We start from the raw sequence: 14793 nt of genomic DNA on the forward strand, positions 1-14793 counted from the left end.
CTAACCCTGACTGATAGCGTCCCGGATAGTCGCAACCGTAGCCGCCACAACCTCATCCAGTGAATGCGTGATATCCACTTCCAGTACATCCGGCTCGTCGCTGCCTGGCGCTTCCAGCGTTGCGAACTGCGTCACCAGCATCTGCGGCTTGAAGAAGTGCCCTTTGCGCGCTTTCAGGCGGGCTTCAATGGTGTCGAAGTCCCCTTTCAGGTAGATGAAACGCAGGTTGTCATTTCCCTGACGCAGAATGTCGCGATAACGCTTCTTCAGGGCCGAACAGACAATGATAGAGATCGCTTGGGTGCGCTGCATGGCAAAAGCGGCATCGTTCAGGGCCTGTAACCACGGCTGACGATCGTTGTCATCCAGCGGGTGACCATCGGCCATCTTCAGAATGTTGGCACGGGGGTGGAGAAAATCGCCGTCAAGAAAGGCTGTATTCAGCTGGTGAGAGACCTGATTGGCGACGGCAGACTTTCCGCTGCCTGAAACGCCCATCAGGATAAAAACGTGATGCGACGGGGATTGCGTTGTCATTTTTCTGCTCCGGCAGGTGAGAATTTGCCAATGTTACCGATAACAATGTCGTTTCTCATTCTCCTGGCCGCTTAACAGCGTGGCAACCTTTTTACCCGGAAAAGCCTCAAAGTGTGAGCTGACTCATAAAAACGCCACAATCAGATGCTGCCGCCTTCACTGATCGCAAAACCGGTATCGAGCATGCGCGTTTCGCGGCTTTCCCCGGCGATGCGCGCCAGCAGCAGCGCTGCGGCTTCGCGCCCGATGCGATCACGCGGCGTCAGTACCGTAGCCAGCTGAGGCGTCACCACCTGACTGATATCGTGACCATGGAAACCGGCAATCGCCATCTGATCGGGCACCCGTAATCCCTGGCGCTGGCACTCAAACATCGCGCCGACCGCCAGGTCGTCGTTGGTACAGAAGAGGCTGTCGGTTTCAGGATAAAGACGCTGCGCCTCACGCAGCAGATCGCCACCGGCACTGAATGAAGAGGCATCTTCCATCATGACGCTGCGCGGCGTCAGCCCGGCTTCGCGCATCGCGATTTCGTAACCACGCTGCTTCTGCAGGGTACGCTCATCCAGGCGTGCGCCAAGATAAACGGTGTGGCGATGTCCTTTGCCGAGGATCGCCTGGGTCATCTGCCGGGCCGCTTCGACGTTATCAAAGCCGACCGCCATGTCCAGGCAGGGCGTAACGCTGTCCATCATCTCGATGACCGGGATGCCCGCCACTTCCAGCATGCGCAGCGTGCCCGGGGTATGGGTGCGTTCGGTAAGGATCACCCCATCAATGTTCCAGCCCAGCAGTGAGCGCAGTTGCAGCTCCTCTTTCTGTGGGTTGTAACCAAAGTGGGCGACGAGCGTCTGGTAGTTCGCTTCATCCGTGACGGCTTCAATGCCGCGCAGAACGTCAGCAAAGACCTGGTTGGTCAGTGACGGCAGCAGCACGCCAATCGCACGGCTGGTGGCGTTCGAGAGCATATCGGGGGCGCGATTAGGGATATAACCCAGCTCATCCAGTGCCACCGCGATCTTATCCCGCAGGGCAACAGAAACCTGCTCAGGATTGCGCAGGTAGCGGCTGACGGTCATCTTGGTAATGCCGACGCGATCGGCAACGTCCTGTAATACCGGTCTTTTCTTCTTCATCGTAGCGCCTGGGATCGCCCTGAAAGCTAAAGTACGATGAGTCTATCACTTTTCTGTCACAAAATTGCCAGCGGGGCGCACCGGGGTGCGCCCGTCAGTTTTCTCAGACCGGTGGCAGATCAAACAGCAGAACTTCTGCGGCCGTGCTGGCTTCCAGCGCAAGCGCGCTTTCATCCCAGATGGCGAGGGCATCGCTGGTAGTCACCGCGTTACCGTTTACGCTCACGTTGCCTTTGACAACCTGGATCCAGATGCGACGACCGGGTTCAATCGCCACGTTATCCTGTTCACCGGCACCCAGTACCCAGCGCGACAGAGTCATGTCCTGATAGACTTTCAGCGACCCTTCACGGGCATCCGGGCTGAGCACCAGCTGACGTCCCTGCACATCCGGGAAGCGGCGCTGATCGTAGCGCGGCTCAATGCCGGTACGCTCAGGAATGATCCAGATCTGATAGAGGTGCAACGGTTCGCTTTCGCTGGCGTTATACTCCGAGTGACGCACGCCAGTACCGGCGCTCATGATCTGGAACTCCCCTGCCGGGATCTGCTCTTTGTTGCCCATGCTGTCCTGATGCTCAACCGTACCGGAGAGCACGTAGGTCAGGATTTCCATATCTTTATGCGGGTGGGTACCAAACCCCTGACCGCCGTCGATCACGTCTTCATTAATCACCCGCAGCGCGGAGAAGCCCATGAAGTTCGCGTCGTAATAGTTGGCGAATGAGAAGGTGTGCCAGCTATCAAGCCAGCCGTGGTTTGCGTGACCGCGTTCTTCAGCTTTGCGTACATAAATCATTTTCAGATCTCCTCAATGTTTTTTCATAGTCTGTGCCTGAGACGGTCTGATTGATAGCTGAAAAACTTCACTCCTCTGTTCAAAATAGTTGAACAAGGGTTGAGCAGTGGCTGAAAAAGGCTGAAGGAGAGCGGGCAAAAAAAAAGCCAGCGCCCTGGCTGGCTAAATAATACTGGAAGCAATGTGAGCAATGTCGTGCTTTCTCAGGCTGTCGGGCGACCTCCCGGGAACGCATGACAATAATAATCATTATCATTCGCGTCTGTAAAGTGGTTTTCGCACTTTTTCACTTGATTAACGGATTGAATACCTTGATGTTTAAAAGGTTTTAACGGCGAAAGGAGCGACCATGAGTGAAATCGTTGTCCGGCACGTTATACCCGAAGATGCCGCTGCACTGCACCGCATTTACAGCCAGCCCGATACTCAGGCCGGCACCCTCCACCTGCCCCATTCATCCCTGCAGGGGTGGCATACCCGCCTCGCCACGCCTCAGCCCCATTCATACCTGCTGGCTGCCTGCATTGATGATGAGGTTGTCGGGCAAAGCGCGTTAAAGGTGGAAGAGCGCCCCAGACGACGTCACGCCGCTTCACTGGGAATGGGGGTGGATGCGCGTTACCGGCAGCGGGGCGTCGGCAGCGCACTGATGCGTGAAATGGTCGCCATGTGCGATAACTGGCTTCAGGTGAGCCGAATGGAGCTGACGGTGTTCGTCGACAACGCGCCGGCCATCGCCCTTTATCAGCGATTTGGTTTTGAGATTGAGGGAACGGCGCGTGGGTTCGCTATACGGGACGGTGAACTCATTGATACGTACTATATGGCGCGGATTAAACCCTGACCTGTGATGATGAAAAAGGGCACCTGCTGGTGCCCTTTGTGCTGAAAACCCTGGCACGTTTCGCTGTCAGTCAGCGCCTGCACAGGAAACGGGGTCAGATCGGAAAGACGCAAAAGCCGTCATCCATGACACCCTCGGCCCGCGCCGTCCTGGCGCGGGACGCTTTCCTCTTCTGACCCCGTTCCCTGCGCGTTAAGCTTATTTATTGCTGTCAGATTCACCGGGGTCAGGTTTGTATCAGTAACCCGCACTTAAATCATCGATGCTGCGCGGGTCAGACGCGCCATACAGCATGCCATCCGGCCCAATCATGATGCTCTGGGTACTGCCCATCGCAGGCAGCACCTTCACATGCTGACCTCTGGCTTCCAGCAGACGCAGTGTGTCCGGACTGAAGCCCTTCTCTACCCGCAACTGATCCGGCAGCCACTGATGGTGGAACCGCGGTGCGTTAGTCGCTTCCGCCACGTTCATGCCAAAATCGATGCTGTTAACCACCATCTGCAGCACGGTGGTGATAATGCGGCTGCCGCCCGGGCTGCCGGTCACCAGCCAGGTTTTGCCCCCTTTGGCCACGATAGTCGGCGACATCGACGACAGCGGGCGTTTCGCTGGCTGCACGGCATTCGCTTCACCGCCCACCAGCCCATAGACATTAGGCGTTCCGGGTTTAGCAGAGAAATCATCCATCTCGTTGTTCATCAGAATGCCGCTCTTGCCTGCCACAATGCCGCTGCCAAAATAGGTGTTCAGTGTATAGGTCACCGCAACCGCATTCCCCTGCTTATCCACCACCGAGAAGTGGGTGGTCTGGTTGCTTTCATAGGGGTCGAGTTTACCCGGCTTGATCTCGCTGGAGGGGCGCGCTTTCGCCACATCGATCTGTTGCGCCAGCGTCTTAGCGTACGCTTTACTGGTCAGCGCCTGCCACGGCACCTTCACGAAATCGGGATCGCCGAGATACTCTGAGCGGTCGGCATAGGCATATTTTTCCGCTTCCGCCATCACCTGCATGGCATCCGCACTGCCAAAGCCCATCTTCGCCAGATCGAAATTCTCCAGAATATTGAGGATCTGCACGATGTGAATGCCCCCGGACGACGGCGGTGGCATGGAGAAGACCTCATAGCCACGGTAAGTGCCGCTAATCGGCTTGCGCTCGACGGCACGATAGGCCGCCAGGTCCGCTTTGGTGATCAGCCCGCCGTGCTGTGCCATCTCTCCGGCGATCTCATCCGCAATTTCGCCTTTATAAAAGGCATCCGGCCCCTGACGGGCGATCAGTTGCAGGCTGTGAGCGAGATTTTTCTGCACCAGCCGATCGCCCTTCTGCCACGGCGTGCCGTCTGGTTTGTAGAAGATCGCCTTGCTGTTGGGATGGGTGATCAGCACCTCTTTGCCGTAGGTTTTCAGGTCATCGGCCAGCGCATCGTTAACCGGAATGCCGTCCCGCGCCAGCCGGATGGCCGGAGCCAGCAGGGTGCTCAGCGGCAGAGTGCCATATTTGTGTGCGGCCAGCGCCAGACCCGCTACGGTGCCGGGGGTACCGGACGCGAGATGTGAGGTCAGCGACAGCTTGCTGTCGGCATTGCCCTGCTTATCCAGAAACATATCGCGCGACGCCCGTCCCGGTGCCATTTCACGGAAATCGATGGCGGTGGCACGGCCCGAGGCGGTGCGCAGCAGCATAAAGCCGCCTCCGCCAAGGTTGCCCGCCTGCGGATGGGTAACCGCCAGCGCAAAACCCACGGCGACGGCGGCGTCAACGGCATTACCGCCCTGACGCAGAATCTCTACGCCGACCTGGGTCGCCATCGCGTCTACCGACGCCACCATGCCGTGCTGCGCTTTGACCGGGTGAAACGTGTCGCTGTCCACGCCATAGGAGACGGGCGGCGCCTGCGTCGGCGCGGCATTAGCGCCCGCCACGACGGTAAAACTCATCACCAGCGACCAGCTAAGCTGACGCACCGTTTGCTGCATTTTCATCCTGTCACCATCCCGTGTTGTTATTTACATTTTTTTATCATTTCTGCAAGTGCTTACAAATACAGCAAAAGTGTCAGGGTTAAGTCAAATCAGGAATACATCTGAAAGTCAGGTCTGTGATATCGGGTAAACTTATGGTTGCGACCCAGAAGCCGGTGTGCGCCGTTGTGCACCCATAACCCTGTGGCGTTCAGAAAGGAGGAGTGATGAAAAAGTGGATGATTGTTTTAGCCGCCCTGCTGCCTTTCGCCAGTCAGGCGAACACGCTGAACAGCACTAATGACCCGAACCGGCCGGGCTATAATCCCAGCCAGCAGCGGATGCAGTCACAGATGCAGACCCAGCAGCAGCAGCAACAGCTGAAGCTGCGCCAGGATCAGCAGCGTCAGACTCAGGATATGCAGCGTAAAATGCAGGAACAGCGCGACAGCGTCCGGCAGCGGGTAATCACCACGCAGCCGGGGCAGCAGAATCAGAATTCAAATCAGAACTAACCGAAGTCGGGGCCGATGATGTCGATCGCGTCGGTACAGATGGCATCGACGCCCCATTTCAGTAACTCCCGCGCCCGATCCGGACTGTTCACGGTGTAGACCAGAATCTTCAGGTCTGCGCTTTTCAGCTCTGCAACCCGCTCTGCGGTCAGCACTTTATGGTTGAGGTGGATGGAGACGCACGCCAGCGCCGTGGTCTTTTCCCGCCACTGCGGGTCCCAGCTGTGCGACAGCAGCCCTCGCGGCAGCTGCGGCTCTGCCTGCATGGCGGCTTCCAGCGCCTCAAAAGAGAACGACGAGAGCAGCGGCGCGGTCTGATCCTGCCACAGCATCGCCGCGGCCTGCGCCACGGCACGGCCGGTTTCGGTCTCGCTGCCGGTGGTGGGTTTGATTTCGATGTTGGCCATCATCTGATGCTGACGGCAGCGCGCCGCCACCTCATCCAGCCGCGCCAGCTTTTCGCCTGAGAAGGCGTTGCCAAACCAGCCACCCGCATCAAGCTGTGATAACTTTTCCCACGGCAGCTGACCCGCCACGCCCCAGCCGTTACTGGTGCGATCCAGCGTGTCGTCGTGCAGCAGAAAAATCTGCGCATCGGCCGAGAGTTTGACATCAAATTCAATCATCTGATGTCCAAACTTCGCGCCAGTGTCGATGGCTGCCAGAGTATTTTCCGGTGCCAGTTTACCGCCGCCGCGGTGGGCGACGATGCGGGGATAGGGCCAGTGTTGTGTGCTCATTCCAGACGCTTTCCATGGGTTGAATCGAAGAAGTGTAACGCATCTGACGGTAGATGCAGCCACAGCGTCGTGCCGGGTTCCGGCCGTTCACTGTGGGCTAAGCGTACCACCAGCGGCGTGTCGCCGATGCGGCCATGGGCCAGATTATCGGCACCCAGCATCTCCAGCGTGTCCACCCGCAGCGGGATGCCGCCCTCCTCGCGGCTGCTTTGCCGGATATGCTCTGGCCGGATGCCCAGCACCACCGGCCGGCCGGCCCATTTCGCCTTGCTCTCGCTCAGCGGCAGCGCGTGCGAGGCGTCGAGATTAAAGCGCGACCCATCGCTGCTGAACTGCCCTTTCAGCAGGTTCATGGCAGGAGCGCCGATAAACGCGGCGACGAACTGGCTGGCGGGACGCTCATAGATCTCCACCGGGGTGCCGAGCTGCTCGACCACCCCTTTATTCATGACCATCACCCGCTGCGCCAGCGTCATCGCCTCAACCTGGTCGTGCGTCACATAGAGGCTGGTGGTCTGCAGGCGGCGATGCAGCTGCTGCAACTCCAGCCGCATCTGCACCCGCAGACGGGCGTCGAGATTCGACAGCGGCTCATCAAACAGAAAGACCGCCGGTTCGCGCACGAGAGCGCGGCCCATCGCCACGCGCTGACGCTGTCCGCCGGAGAGCTCCCGCGGCCGCCGCGTCAGCAAATGATCCAGCTCCAGACTGCGCGCCGCGTCGAGCACCCGCTGACGAATCTGCTCTTTGCCCATGCCGCGAATTTTGAGGCCATACGCCATGTTCTCCTCTACCGACATGTGGGGATAGAGTGCATAGTTCTGGAACACCATCGCGATGCCACGATCTTTCGGCTCCTCCTGGGTGACGCGCCGGTTATCGATGTAGATATCGCCGGAGCTGACCCGCTCCAGACCGGCCACCATGCGCAGCAGGGTCGATTTTCCGCAGCCGGAAGGGCCGACCATCACCATAAATTCGCCGTCGTGGATGGTGACGTTCAGCGGCTGAATGATCTGATTTTTACCGTCATAGGATTTGGTCACTGCCTGAAGGGTTACGCCTGCCATCTTATTTCTCACTCTCAACCAGACCGCGCACAAAGGCACGCTGCATGACCAATACCACCACCAGTGGTGGGATCAGGGTTAATAACATTGCTGCCATCACTTCGTTCCACTGGGTCGGCGAACCGCTGCTGGAGATCATGCTTTTAATCCCCGCCACCGCCGTGCCGAGGCTGGCGTCATTGATAATCAGCAGCGGCCAGAGATACTGGTTCCAGCCGTAGATAAAGGTGATAACAAATAACGCCGCCAGATTGGTTCTGGAGAGCGGCAGCACGATGTCGATAAAGAAGCGCATCGCGCTGGCCCCATCGATGCGCGCCGCTTCGACCAGCTCATCCGGCAGCGACATAAAAAACTGACGAAACAGGAAGGTGGCGGTTGCTGAAGCCATCAGTGGCAGGGTCAGCCCGCTGTAGCTGTCGAGCAGATTGAGATCGGCAATCACCTGCACCGTCGGGAAAATACGCACCTCCACCGGCAGCATCAGGGTGATAAAGATCAGCCAGAAGAAGAGCGTGCGCAGCGGAAAGCGAAACCAGACCAGCGCAAACGCCGACAGCATCGACACGGTGATTTTGCCGAAGGTAATGCCGAGCGCCATGATCATGCTGTTAAGCAGCATCAGACCAAATGCCGGGCCGCTGCCGTTGACGCCGTGAGTCCAGATGCGTGAGACGTTCTCCCAGAGATGGGTGCCGGGCACCAGCGTCATCGGCACCTGATAGACCGCCTCGTTATCCAGCGTTGCGGCGACAAAGGCGACATAGAGCGGAAACAGGATGGTGAGCACGCCCAGTACCAGCACGAGGTGGCTGAAGAGATCCAGCCCGCGTCGATTCTCAATCATTGGTATTGCACCTTACGTTCAACAAAGCGGAACTGGATGACCGTCAGCCCGATGACCAGCAGCATCAGCACCACCGACTGCGCCGCCGACGAGGAGAGGTCCAGACCGGTGAAGCCTTCGCGGTAGATTTTGTAGATCAGCGTGGTGGTCGCCTGTACCGGCCCGCCGCCGGTAGCCGCGTCGATCACCGGGAAGGTGTCGAAGAAGGCATAGATCAGATTCACCACCAGCAGAAAGAAGCTCACCGGCGCAATCAGCGGCAGGGAAAGGTTGAAGAAGCGTCGCACCGGCCCGGCACCGTCAATCGCGGCGGCTTCCACCAGCGATTTCGGGATCGACTGCAGAGCAGCGAAAAAGAACAGGAAGTTGTAGCTCATCTGCTGCCAGATCGACGCCAGAACAATCAGGAACATCGCCTGTCCGCTGTTCTGCGCATAGTTCCACTCATAGCCGATGTGGTGCAGCAGGTAGCTGAAGAGGCCCAGACCGGGATTGAACAGAAACATCCACAGCACCGCGGCCACCACTGGCGCAACGGCGTAGGGCAGCAGCAGCAGGGTCTGATAGAGGCGGCGCAGTCGCACGACATAATCGACCAGCGCCGCCAGCAGCAGCGAAAACAGCATGCCGAACCCCGTGACCATGCCGCTGAATGTCAGAGTGGTCCAGAACGAATCGAGATAGTAGGGATCGGCAAACAGGCGTCTGAAATTTTCCAGTCCGACAAAGCGGCTGGAGAGGCCAAAGGGATCGAGGCTTTGCAGCGAGTACCACAGCGCTTCACCGGCAGGCCAGAGAAAGAAGACCGCAGTGATGAGTAGCTGCGGCAGCACCAGCAGATAAGGCAGCAGGCTGGTACGAAAAACCGGGCGAGAAGAAGACATAGCGCACTCTGATTCAGAAAGAGAGAGGGCCAGCCTGCACTGGCCCTGTCGGGCAGATTACTTCACCTGCTGCTGGAAGCGACGCAGCAGTTCGTTGCCGCGTTTGACCGCGTTATCCAGCGCGCTTTGCGGCGACTGTTTACCGGTCCAGACGCTCTCCAGCTCTTCGTCAATCACGGCACGGATCTGCGGCATATTGCCCAGACGTATGCCTTTGGTGAACGGCAGCGGCGGCTTGTTCATCATCTGACGGGTGGCGATATCTGCACCCGGATTTTTGTCGTAGAAGCTCTGCTGTTTCGTCAGCTCATAGGCGGCAGTGGTAATCGGCAGGTAGCCGGTTTTCTGGTGCCATTCCGCCGCGATTTCCGGTTTCGCGAGGAACTGCATGAACTCCGCGACGCCTTTATACGTTGCCGCATCTTTGCCTTTCATCACCCACAGGCTGGCTCCGCCGATCAGGGCGTTCTGCGGCGCGCCTTTTACGGTGTCGTCATACGGCATCATGCCGACGCCGAAGTTGAATTTTGCGTAGTGGCGGATATCGGCCAGCGAACCGGAGGAGGCGGTTGTGATGCCGCAGTTGCCGTTGTAGAACTTCGCCGTCGGCTCATCTTTGCGGCCAAAATAGGTGAAGTCCCCTTTTTTGTTCATCGCTTCCAGCATTTCGATGTGACGCACCTGCACCGGTTTGTTGAACTCCAGCACCGCATCCAGGCCGTCAAAGCCGTTATTTTCCGTGGCGACCGGCAGCGCATGCCAGGCGCTGAAGTTTTCGATCTGGATCCAGCCCTGCCAGCCGCTGGCGTAGCCGCAGCTCATGCCCGACTTGCGCAGCGCGGCGGCATCCGTGGCCAGCTCCTGCCAGGTTTTCGGGGGCTGATCGGGATTCAGACCCGCTTTCTTAAAGGCATCTTTGTTGTAGTAGAGCACCGGGGTAGAGCTGTTGAACGGCTGAGAGATCAGCTGGCCTTTGCTGTCGCTGTAGTAGCCCGCGACCGTTGGCACGAACTGCTTTTCATCAAAGGGGATGCCGGCATCTTTGAAAACCTGATGCATCGGCACAATCGCCTGTGAAGCCATCATGGTAGCCGTGCCCACTTCATAAACCTGCAGCACCGCAGGCGCTTTGCCGCTGCGCACTGCTGCGATCCCGGCCGCCAGGCTCTGCTCGTAGTTACCTTTGTAGGTCGGAACGATTTTGTAATCGGGATGGGTCTGGTTAAAGCGCTGAGCCAGCGAATCGACTTCTTTGCCTAACTCGCCTTCCATGGAGTGCCAGAAAGGGATCTCGGTGGCGGCGATGGCATGGCCGCTGAGGGTCAGACCGAGCAGCGCGCTCATCAGGCTACGGCGAAAGGTAACGACGGACATAGAATTTTCCTGTGCAGGTAAATACGCGTGAAATCACGGATTTCTGGTTCGCGAAGTAACATGACACGGGGAAATGACGGATTAATAACAGGCAGATGACAGGCGGGTGACAGGCTTTATTCAGGAAAAGAGGACGCTGGCAGCGCGGCGGCAAAACGCCCACGCTGCCAGTTTTTAGTTACATAAATTGCAGCGCGATTAGACGCTGAAAAGGCCTGACTGCGACTTTCACTTCACTGAAGCTGAAGGCCGTAGTCGGCACATTCCGCATCACTTTCAAAGGCCGTCGGCGGCGCAGGCAGGTTGCGGGCGGACAGCGCGCAGCCACCGGAGCGTACACGTAGTACGTGAGGATGGCGAGCACTGCCCAACCGGAACCTGGCAAGCAAGCCAGGCCGTGCCCCATCAGGCACCTAAGTAAGCGCTGCGGACGGCTTCGTTGGAGAGAAGGGCTGCACCAGTGTCTTCCAGCACCACATGCCCGTTCTCCAGCACATAGCCGCGGTCCGCCAGCTTCAGCGCCTGATTGGCATTCTGCTCCACCAGGAAGATGGTCATCCCCTCGCTGCGCAGCTGCTCAATGGTGTCGAAGATCTGCTGAATAATGATCGGTGCCAGTCCCAGCGACGGCTCATCCAGCAGCAGCAGGCGCGGCTGGCTCATCAGCGCACGGCCAATGGCCAGCATCTGCTGCTCACCGCCGGACATGGTGCCGGCGCGCTGGATTTTACGCTCCGCCAGACGCGGGAAGAGTTCATACACGCGCTTAATCCGCGACAGGTAGTCCGGACGGCTGGCAAAAAAGCCGCCCATCGCCAGATTCTCCTCCACCGTCATGCGCGAAAAGACCCGCCGCCCCTCTGGCACGATGGCAATTGCTTCACGCATGATGCGCGCCGTCTGCCAGTCAGTGATGGTTTTGCCATCAAAGGTAATGGTGCCCTGGGTCGCGCGCGGTTCGCCGCACAGCGTGCCGAGCAGCGTGGTTTTTCCGGCGCCGTTGGCACCAATCAGGGTGACGATTTCGCCCTGATTGATGTAAAGACTGACGTTGTGCAGCGCCTGAATTTTGCCGTAATGCGCACTGACGTTCTCAATGGTTAACATCGCATTTGCCATCTCAGGCCTCTCCTAAATAGGCGCGAATGACATCCGGGTTATTACGAATCTCTTCCGGCGTTCCGTTAGCCAGCGGCGTTCCCTGATTGACCACGTAAATGCGGTCAGAGATGCCCATCACCAGCTTCATATCATGTTCGATCAGCAGCACCGAAACCTTGTGTTCGCCACGCAGTTCCGCAATCAGCGCATCCAGCTCGTGGGTCTCTTTGGGGTTGAGGCCCGCTGCCGGCTCATCCAGCATCAGGATCTCCGGGCGCGTCACCATGCAGCGCGCGATCTCCAGCCGGCGCTGCTGACCATAGGCCAGATTGCCCGCCTGACGGTTAGCCAGGTCGAGTAAGCCGACCCGCTCCAGCCAGGTCGCCGCGCGATCCAGCGCTTCGCTCTCACTGCGGCGAAACGCGGGCGTTTTCAGCAGGCCGGAAAACAGGCCGCTCTTCAGGTGCTGATGCTGTGCCACCAGCAGGTTCTCAATCACCGTCATCTCACGGAACAGGCGTACGTGCTGGAAGGTTCGCACAATGCCCATGCGCGCAATCTTCTGACCCGGCAGGCCTTCCAGATGCTGGTCACGCAATGTGATGCTGCCGCCGGTTGGCTTGTAAAAGCCGGTCAGGCAGTTGAACACCGTGGTTTTCCCGGCACCGTTAGGGCCAATCAGCGAAACGATCTCCTGCGGACGCAGCTCCAGCGCCACATTGTTTACGGCTAACAGACCGCCGAAGCGCATCATCAGGCCTTCAACGGCTAATAAAGGCTGACTCATGCCTCTTCTCCTTGTTTACCGGTTCTGAGCTTCAGATGCGGACGCTTCATCGGCAGCAGGCCCTGCGGACGCCAGATCATCATCAGCACCATCAGGCCACCCAGCACCAGCATGCTGTACTCATTGAGATCGCGCATCAGCTCGCGGGAAACCACCAGCAGAATGGCAGCCAGGATCACCGCGAACTGCGATCCCATGCCACCCAGTACCACAATCGCCAGCACAAAGGCGGACTCGACAAAGGTAAAGGATTCCGGGCTGACAAAGCCCTGGCGCGCCGCGAACAGGCTGCCGGCGAATCCGGCAAAGGCGGCACTGATAGTAAAGGCGGTCAGCTTGATACGGGTCGGGCTGAGGCCCAGAGAGCGACAGGCGATCTCATCTTCACGCAGGGCTTCCCAGGCGCGGCCCAGCGGCATCCGCAACAGCCGGTTGATCACGAACAGCGTCACCACCACCAGCAGCAGCGCCACCAGATAGAGGAAGATGATACGGTCGCTGGGATCGTACTTCAGGCCAAAGAAGTTGTGGAAGGTATCCCAGCCGCCTTCGCGCGGGGTACGCCCGAACTCCAGGCCAAACAGGGTCGGTTTAGGGATCTGGCTGATGCCGTTAGGTCCGCCGGTCAGCGCGGTATTGTTCAGCAGCAGGATACGCACAATCTCACCGAAGCCCAGCGTCACAATGGCCAGATAATCGCCGCGCAGTCGCAGCACCGGGAAGCCCAGCAGCAGACCAAACAGCGCAGCCACGATGCCGGAGAGCGGCAGACACTGCCAGAAGCCAAGGCCGTAGTAGTGGTTCAGCAGCGCAAAGGTGTAGGCACCGATGGCGTAGAAGCCACCGTAGCCCAGCACCAGCAGGCCCGACAGGCCCACCACCACGTTCAGGCCCAGGCCGAGCATCACGTAGATCAGCGTCATCGTGGCGATATCCACGGTGCCGCGTGACACCAGGAAAGGCCAGGCGACGGCGGCGATAATCAGCACCGCCATCACCAGCTTCTGCTTCGGCGTTGAGCCATCAAAGCCCGGCAACACCAGCGACGGACCGGAGACTTTCTTCAGGCTGCTCTGCCAGACCGGACGCAGCAGCTGGAACAGAAACACCACCGCACAGCCTGCGGCGATCCAGTTCCAGCGCACGCTGCCCGCGTTCTGCACCACCAGATTTGTGCCATCCAGCGTCAGGCGCAGTCCCATAAAGAAGGTGGCCAGTATCAGCAGCATCACCGAGGCGATCAGGGCGTTGATAAACGAGGTCTTCATACTTTCTCAACCTCCGGACGACCCAGAATCCCGGTCGGCATCACCAGCAGCACCACAATCAGCAGGGCAAACGAAACCACATCTTTATATTCCGTGCTGAGATAGGCTGACGTCAGCGCTTCAGCGATACCCAGCACCAGTCCGCCAATCATCGCGCCCGGAATACTGCCGATCCCGCCCAGCACGGCGGCGGTGAACGCTTTCATCCCCGCCATAAAGCCGATGAAGGGGTTGATCGAGCCGTAGAACTGGCCCAGCAGCACGCCTGCTACCGCGGCCATCGCGGCCCCGATCACGAAGGTCAGCGAGATCACGCGGTCGGTGTTTATGCCCAGCAGACTGGCCATTTTCAGATCTTCAGCGCAGGCGCGACAGGCGCGGCCCATGCGGGAGTAGCGGATAAAGGTGGTCAGCGCCAGCATCGCCAGGAAGGTCACCACCCAGATAACAATCTGCATGGTTGAGATGGTGGCGGCAAACCCGTTGCTCTCCCCCACCGTCCACTGTCCGGTGATCAGGCTCGGCAGCGCCAGGTCGCGTGAGCCCTGAGTCAGGCTGACATAGTTTTGCAGGAAGATCGACATCCCGATGGCGGAGATGAGCGCAATCAGGCGCTTAGAGGAACGTACGGGCCGGTAGGCCACGCGTTCAATGCTCCAGCCGTAAGCGCTGGAGATAATGACTGCCATCACAAAGCCAGCCGCAATCATCAGCCAGGTGGTGTCGATGCCCATCATCATCAGGGCGGCAATCACGATAAAGGAGACATAGCTACCGATCATGTACACCTCGCCGTGGGCGAAGTTGATCATGCCGATAATGCCGTAAACCATGGTGTAACCGATGGCGATCAGCGCGTAGGTGCTCCCGAGGGTGACACCGTTAAACATCTGCTGAATAAAATAGAGGAACTGCTCGGACAT

At 58.7% G+C, this 14793-nt stretch carries 15 protein-coding genes; 2 read left to right on the forward strand and 13 right to left on the reverse strand.

The window, feature by feature from the left end; genetic code table 11:
- From gntK to AC6I7A_RS18110, 3 genes are all read right to left on the reverse strand, one after another.
- The gene (gntK, locus tag AC6I7A_RS18100) at nt 1–537 is read right to left on the reverse strand and encodes a gluconokinase (RefSeq protein ID WP_009087761.1); all 537 of its coding nucleotides are present in this window, start codon (nt 535–537) and stop codon (nt 1–3) included.
- A gap of 140 nt (nt 538–677) precedes the next feature.
- Nucleotides 678–1673 (reverse strand): gluconate operon transcriptional repressor GntR, encoded by a 996-nt coding sequence (gene gntR / locus AC6I7A_RS18105; protein WP_009087763.1) that lies wholly within the window; start codon nt 1671–1673, stop codon nt 678–680.
- 103 nt (nt 1674–1776) lie between these two features.
- Entirely contained in the window at nt 1777–2472 is a 696-nt protein-coding gene (locus tag AC6I7A_RS18110) for a pirin family protein (protein WP_058956968.1), read from the reverse strand.
- 349 nt (nt 2473–2821) lie between these two features.
- Between AC6I7A_RS18110 and AC6I7A_RS18115 the strand changes: the two genes are divergently transcribed.
- Nucleotides 2822–3316, forward strand: a complete 495-nt coding sequence (locus AC6I7A_RS18115) for a GNAT family N-acetyltransferase (protein ID WP_009087767.1) — start codon at nt 2822–2824, stop codon at nt 3314–3316.
- A 237-nt stretch (nt 3317–3553) separates the two neighbouring features.
- Here the strand turns inward: AC6I7A_RS18115 and ggt are convergent, their stop codons facing one another.
- A complete protein-coding gene (gene ggt, locus AC6I7A_RS18120; protein ID WP_033736081.1) occupies nt 3554–5305 on the reverse strand; it encodes a gamma-glutamyltransferase in 1752 nt (583 codons plus the stop codon).
- Between the two features lie 206 nt (nt 5306–5511).
- Between ggt and AC6I7A_RS18125 the strand changes: the two genes are divergently transcribed.
- Complete coding sequence (locus AC6I7A_RS18125) at nt 5512–5799, forward strand: DUF2756 domain-containing protein (protein WP_058956967.1); 288 nt, start codon at nt 5512–5514, stop codon at nt 5797–5799.
- Here AC6I7A_RS18125 and ugpQ read toward each other — a convergent pair.
- The 9 genes from ugpQ to livH form a co-directional block, all read right to left on the reverse strand.
- On the reverse strand, nt 5796–6539 hold the full coding sequence (gene ugpQ / locus AC6I7A_RS18130) for a glycerophosphodiester phosphodiesterase (RefSeq protein ID WP_058956966.1): 744 nt from the start codon (nt 6537–6539) through the stop codon (nt 5796–5798). The two genes, AC6I7A_RS18125 and ugpQ, sit on opposite strands and share 4 nt — an antisense overlap.
- On the reverse strand, nt 6536–7609 hold the full coding sequence (locus AC6I7A_RS18135; RefSeq protein ID WP_058956965.1) for a sn-glycerol-3-phosphate import ATP-binding protein UgpC: 1074 nt from the start codon (nt 7607–7609) through the stop codon (nt 6536–6538). The genes ugpQ and AC6I7A_RS18135 overlap by 4 nt, the downstream gene beginning before the upstream one ends.
- A gap of 1 nt (nt 7610) precedes the next feature.
- Entirely contained in the window at nt 7611–8456 is an 846-nt protein-coding gene (gene ugpE / locus AC6I7A_RS18140) for a sn-glycerol-3-phosphate ABC transporter permease UgpE (protein ID WP_046100748.1), read from the reverse strand.
- Nucleotides 8453–9340, reverse strand: coding sequence for a sn-glycerol-3-phosphate ABC transporter permease UgpA (gene ugpA, locus AC6I7A_RS18145; RefSeq protein WP_009087778.1), 888 nt, complete (start codon nt 9338–9340; stop codon nt 8453–8455). Before ugpA ends, ugpE begins: the two co-directional genes overlap by 4 nt.
- Nucleotides 9341–9397: 57 nt before the next feature.
- A complete protein-coding gene (ugpB, locus tag AC6I7A_RS18150; RefSeq protein WP_498004076.1) occupies nt 9398–10714 on the reverse strand; it encodes a sn-glycerol-3-phosphate ABC transporter substrate-binding protein UgpB in 1317 nt (438 codons plus the stop codon).
- 405 nt (nt 10715–11119) lie between these two features.
- Nucleotides 11120–11833, reverse strand: a complete 714-nt coding sequence (gene livF / locus AC6I7A_RS18155) for a high-affinity branched-chain amino acid ABC transporter ATP-binding protein LivF (RefSeq protein ID WP_033736083.1) — start codon at nt 11831–11833, stop codon at nt 11120–11122.
- Nucleotide 11834: 1 nt separating this feature from the next.
- Nucleotides 11835–12602 (reverse strand): high-affinity branched-chain amino acid ABC transporter ATP-binding protein LivG, encoded by a 768-nt coding sequence (livG, locus tag AC6I7A_RS18160; RefSeq protein WP_009087785.1) that lies wholly within the window; start codon nt 12600–12602, stop codon nt 11835–11837.
- On the reverse strand, nt 12599–13870 hold the full coding sequence (locus tag AC6I7A_RS18165; protein WP_058956964.1) for a high-affinity branched-chain amino acid ABC transporter permease LivM: 1272 nt from the start codon (nt 13868–13870) through the stop codon (nt 12599–12601). The genes livG and AC6I7A_RS18165 overlap by 4 nt, the downstream gene beginning before the upstream one ends.
- A complete protein-coding gene (livH, locus tag AC6I7A_RS18170) occupies nt 13867–14793 on the reverse strand; it encodes a high-affinity branched-chain amino acid ABC transporter permease LivH (RefSeq protein ID WP_009087789.1) in 927 nt (308 codons plus the stop codon). Before livH ends, AC6I7A_RS18165 begins: the two co-directional genes overlap by 4 nt.

The sequence above is a fragment of the Type-F symbiont of Plautia stali genome (genome assembly GCF_059731105.1).

Coding starts and splice junctions, on each gene's coding strand:
- gntK (WP_009087761.1), bottom strand. CDS start 537: ATGACAACGCAATCCCCGTCGCATCACGTTTTTATCCTGATGGGCGTT.
- gntR (WP_009087763.1), bottom strand. CDS start 1,673: ATGAAGAAGAAAAGACCGGTATTACAGGACGTTGCCGATCGCGTCGGC.
- AC6I7A_RS18110 (WP_058956968.1), bottom strand. CDS start 2,472: ATGATTTATGTACGCAAAGCTGAAGAACGCGGTCACGCAAACCACGGC.
- AC6I7A_RS18115 (WP_009087767.1), top strand. CDS start 2,822: ATGAGTGAAATCGTTGTCCGGCACGTTATACCCGAAGATGCCGCTGCA.
- ggt (WP_033736081.1), bottom strand. CDS start 5,305: ATGAAAATGCAGCAAACGGTGCGTCAGCTTAGCTGGTCGCTGGTGATG.
- AC6I7A_RS18125 (WP_058956967.1), top strand. CDS start 5,512: ATGAAAAAGTGGATGATTGTTTTAGCCGCCCTGCTGCCTTTCGCCAGT.
- ugpQ (WP_058956966.1), bottom strand. CDS start 6,539: ATGAGCACACAACACTGGCCCTATCCCCGCATCGTCGCCCACCGCGGC.
- AC6I7A_RS18135 (WP_058956965.1), bottom strand. CDS start 7,609: ATGGCAGGCGTAACCCTTCAGGCAGTGACCAAATCCTATGACGGTAAA.
- ugpE (WP_046100748.1), bottom strand. CDS start 8,456: ATGATTGAGAATCGACGCGGGCTGGATCTCTTCAGCCACCTCGTGCTG.
- ugpA (WP_009087778.1), bottom strand. CDS start 9,340: ATGTCTTCTTCTCGCCCGGTTTTTCGTACCAGCCTGCTGCCTTATCTG.
- ugpB (WP_498004076.1), bottom strand. CDS start 10,714: ATGTCCGTCGTTACCTTTCGCCGTAGCCTGATGAGCGCGCTGCTCGGT.
- livF (WP_033736083.1), bottom strand. CDS start 11,833: ATGGCAAATGCGATGTTAACCATTGAGAACGTCAGTGCGCATTACGGC.
- livG (WP_009087785.1), bottom strand. CDS start 12,602: ATGAGTCAGCCTTTATTAGCCGTTGAAGGCCTGATGATGCGCTTCGGC.
- AC6I7A_RS18165 (WP_058956964.1), bottom strand. CDS start 13,870: ATGAAGACCTCGTTTATCAACGCCCTGATCGCCTCGGTGATGCTGCTG.
- livH (WP_009087789.1), bottom strand. CDS start 14,793: ATGTCCGAGCAGTTCCTCTATTTTATTCAGCAGATGTTTAACGGTGTC.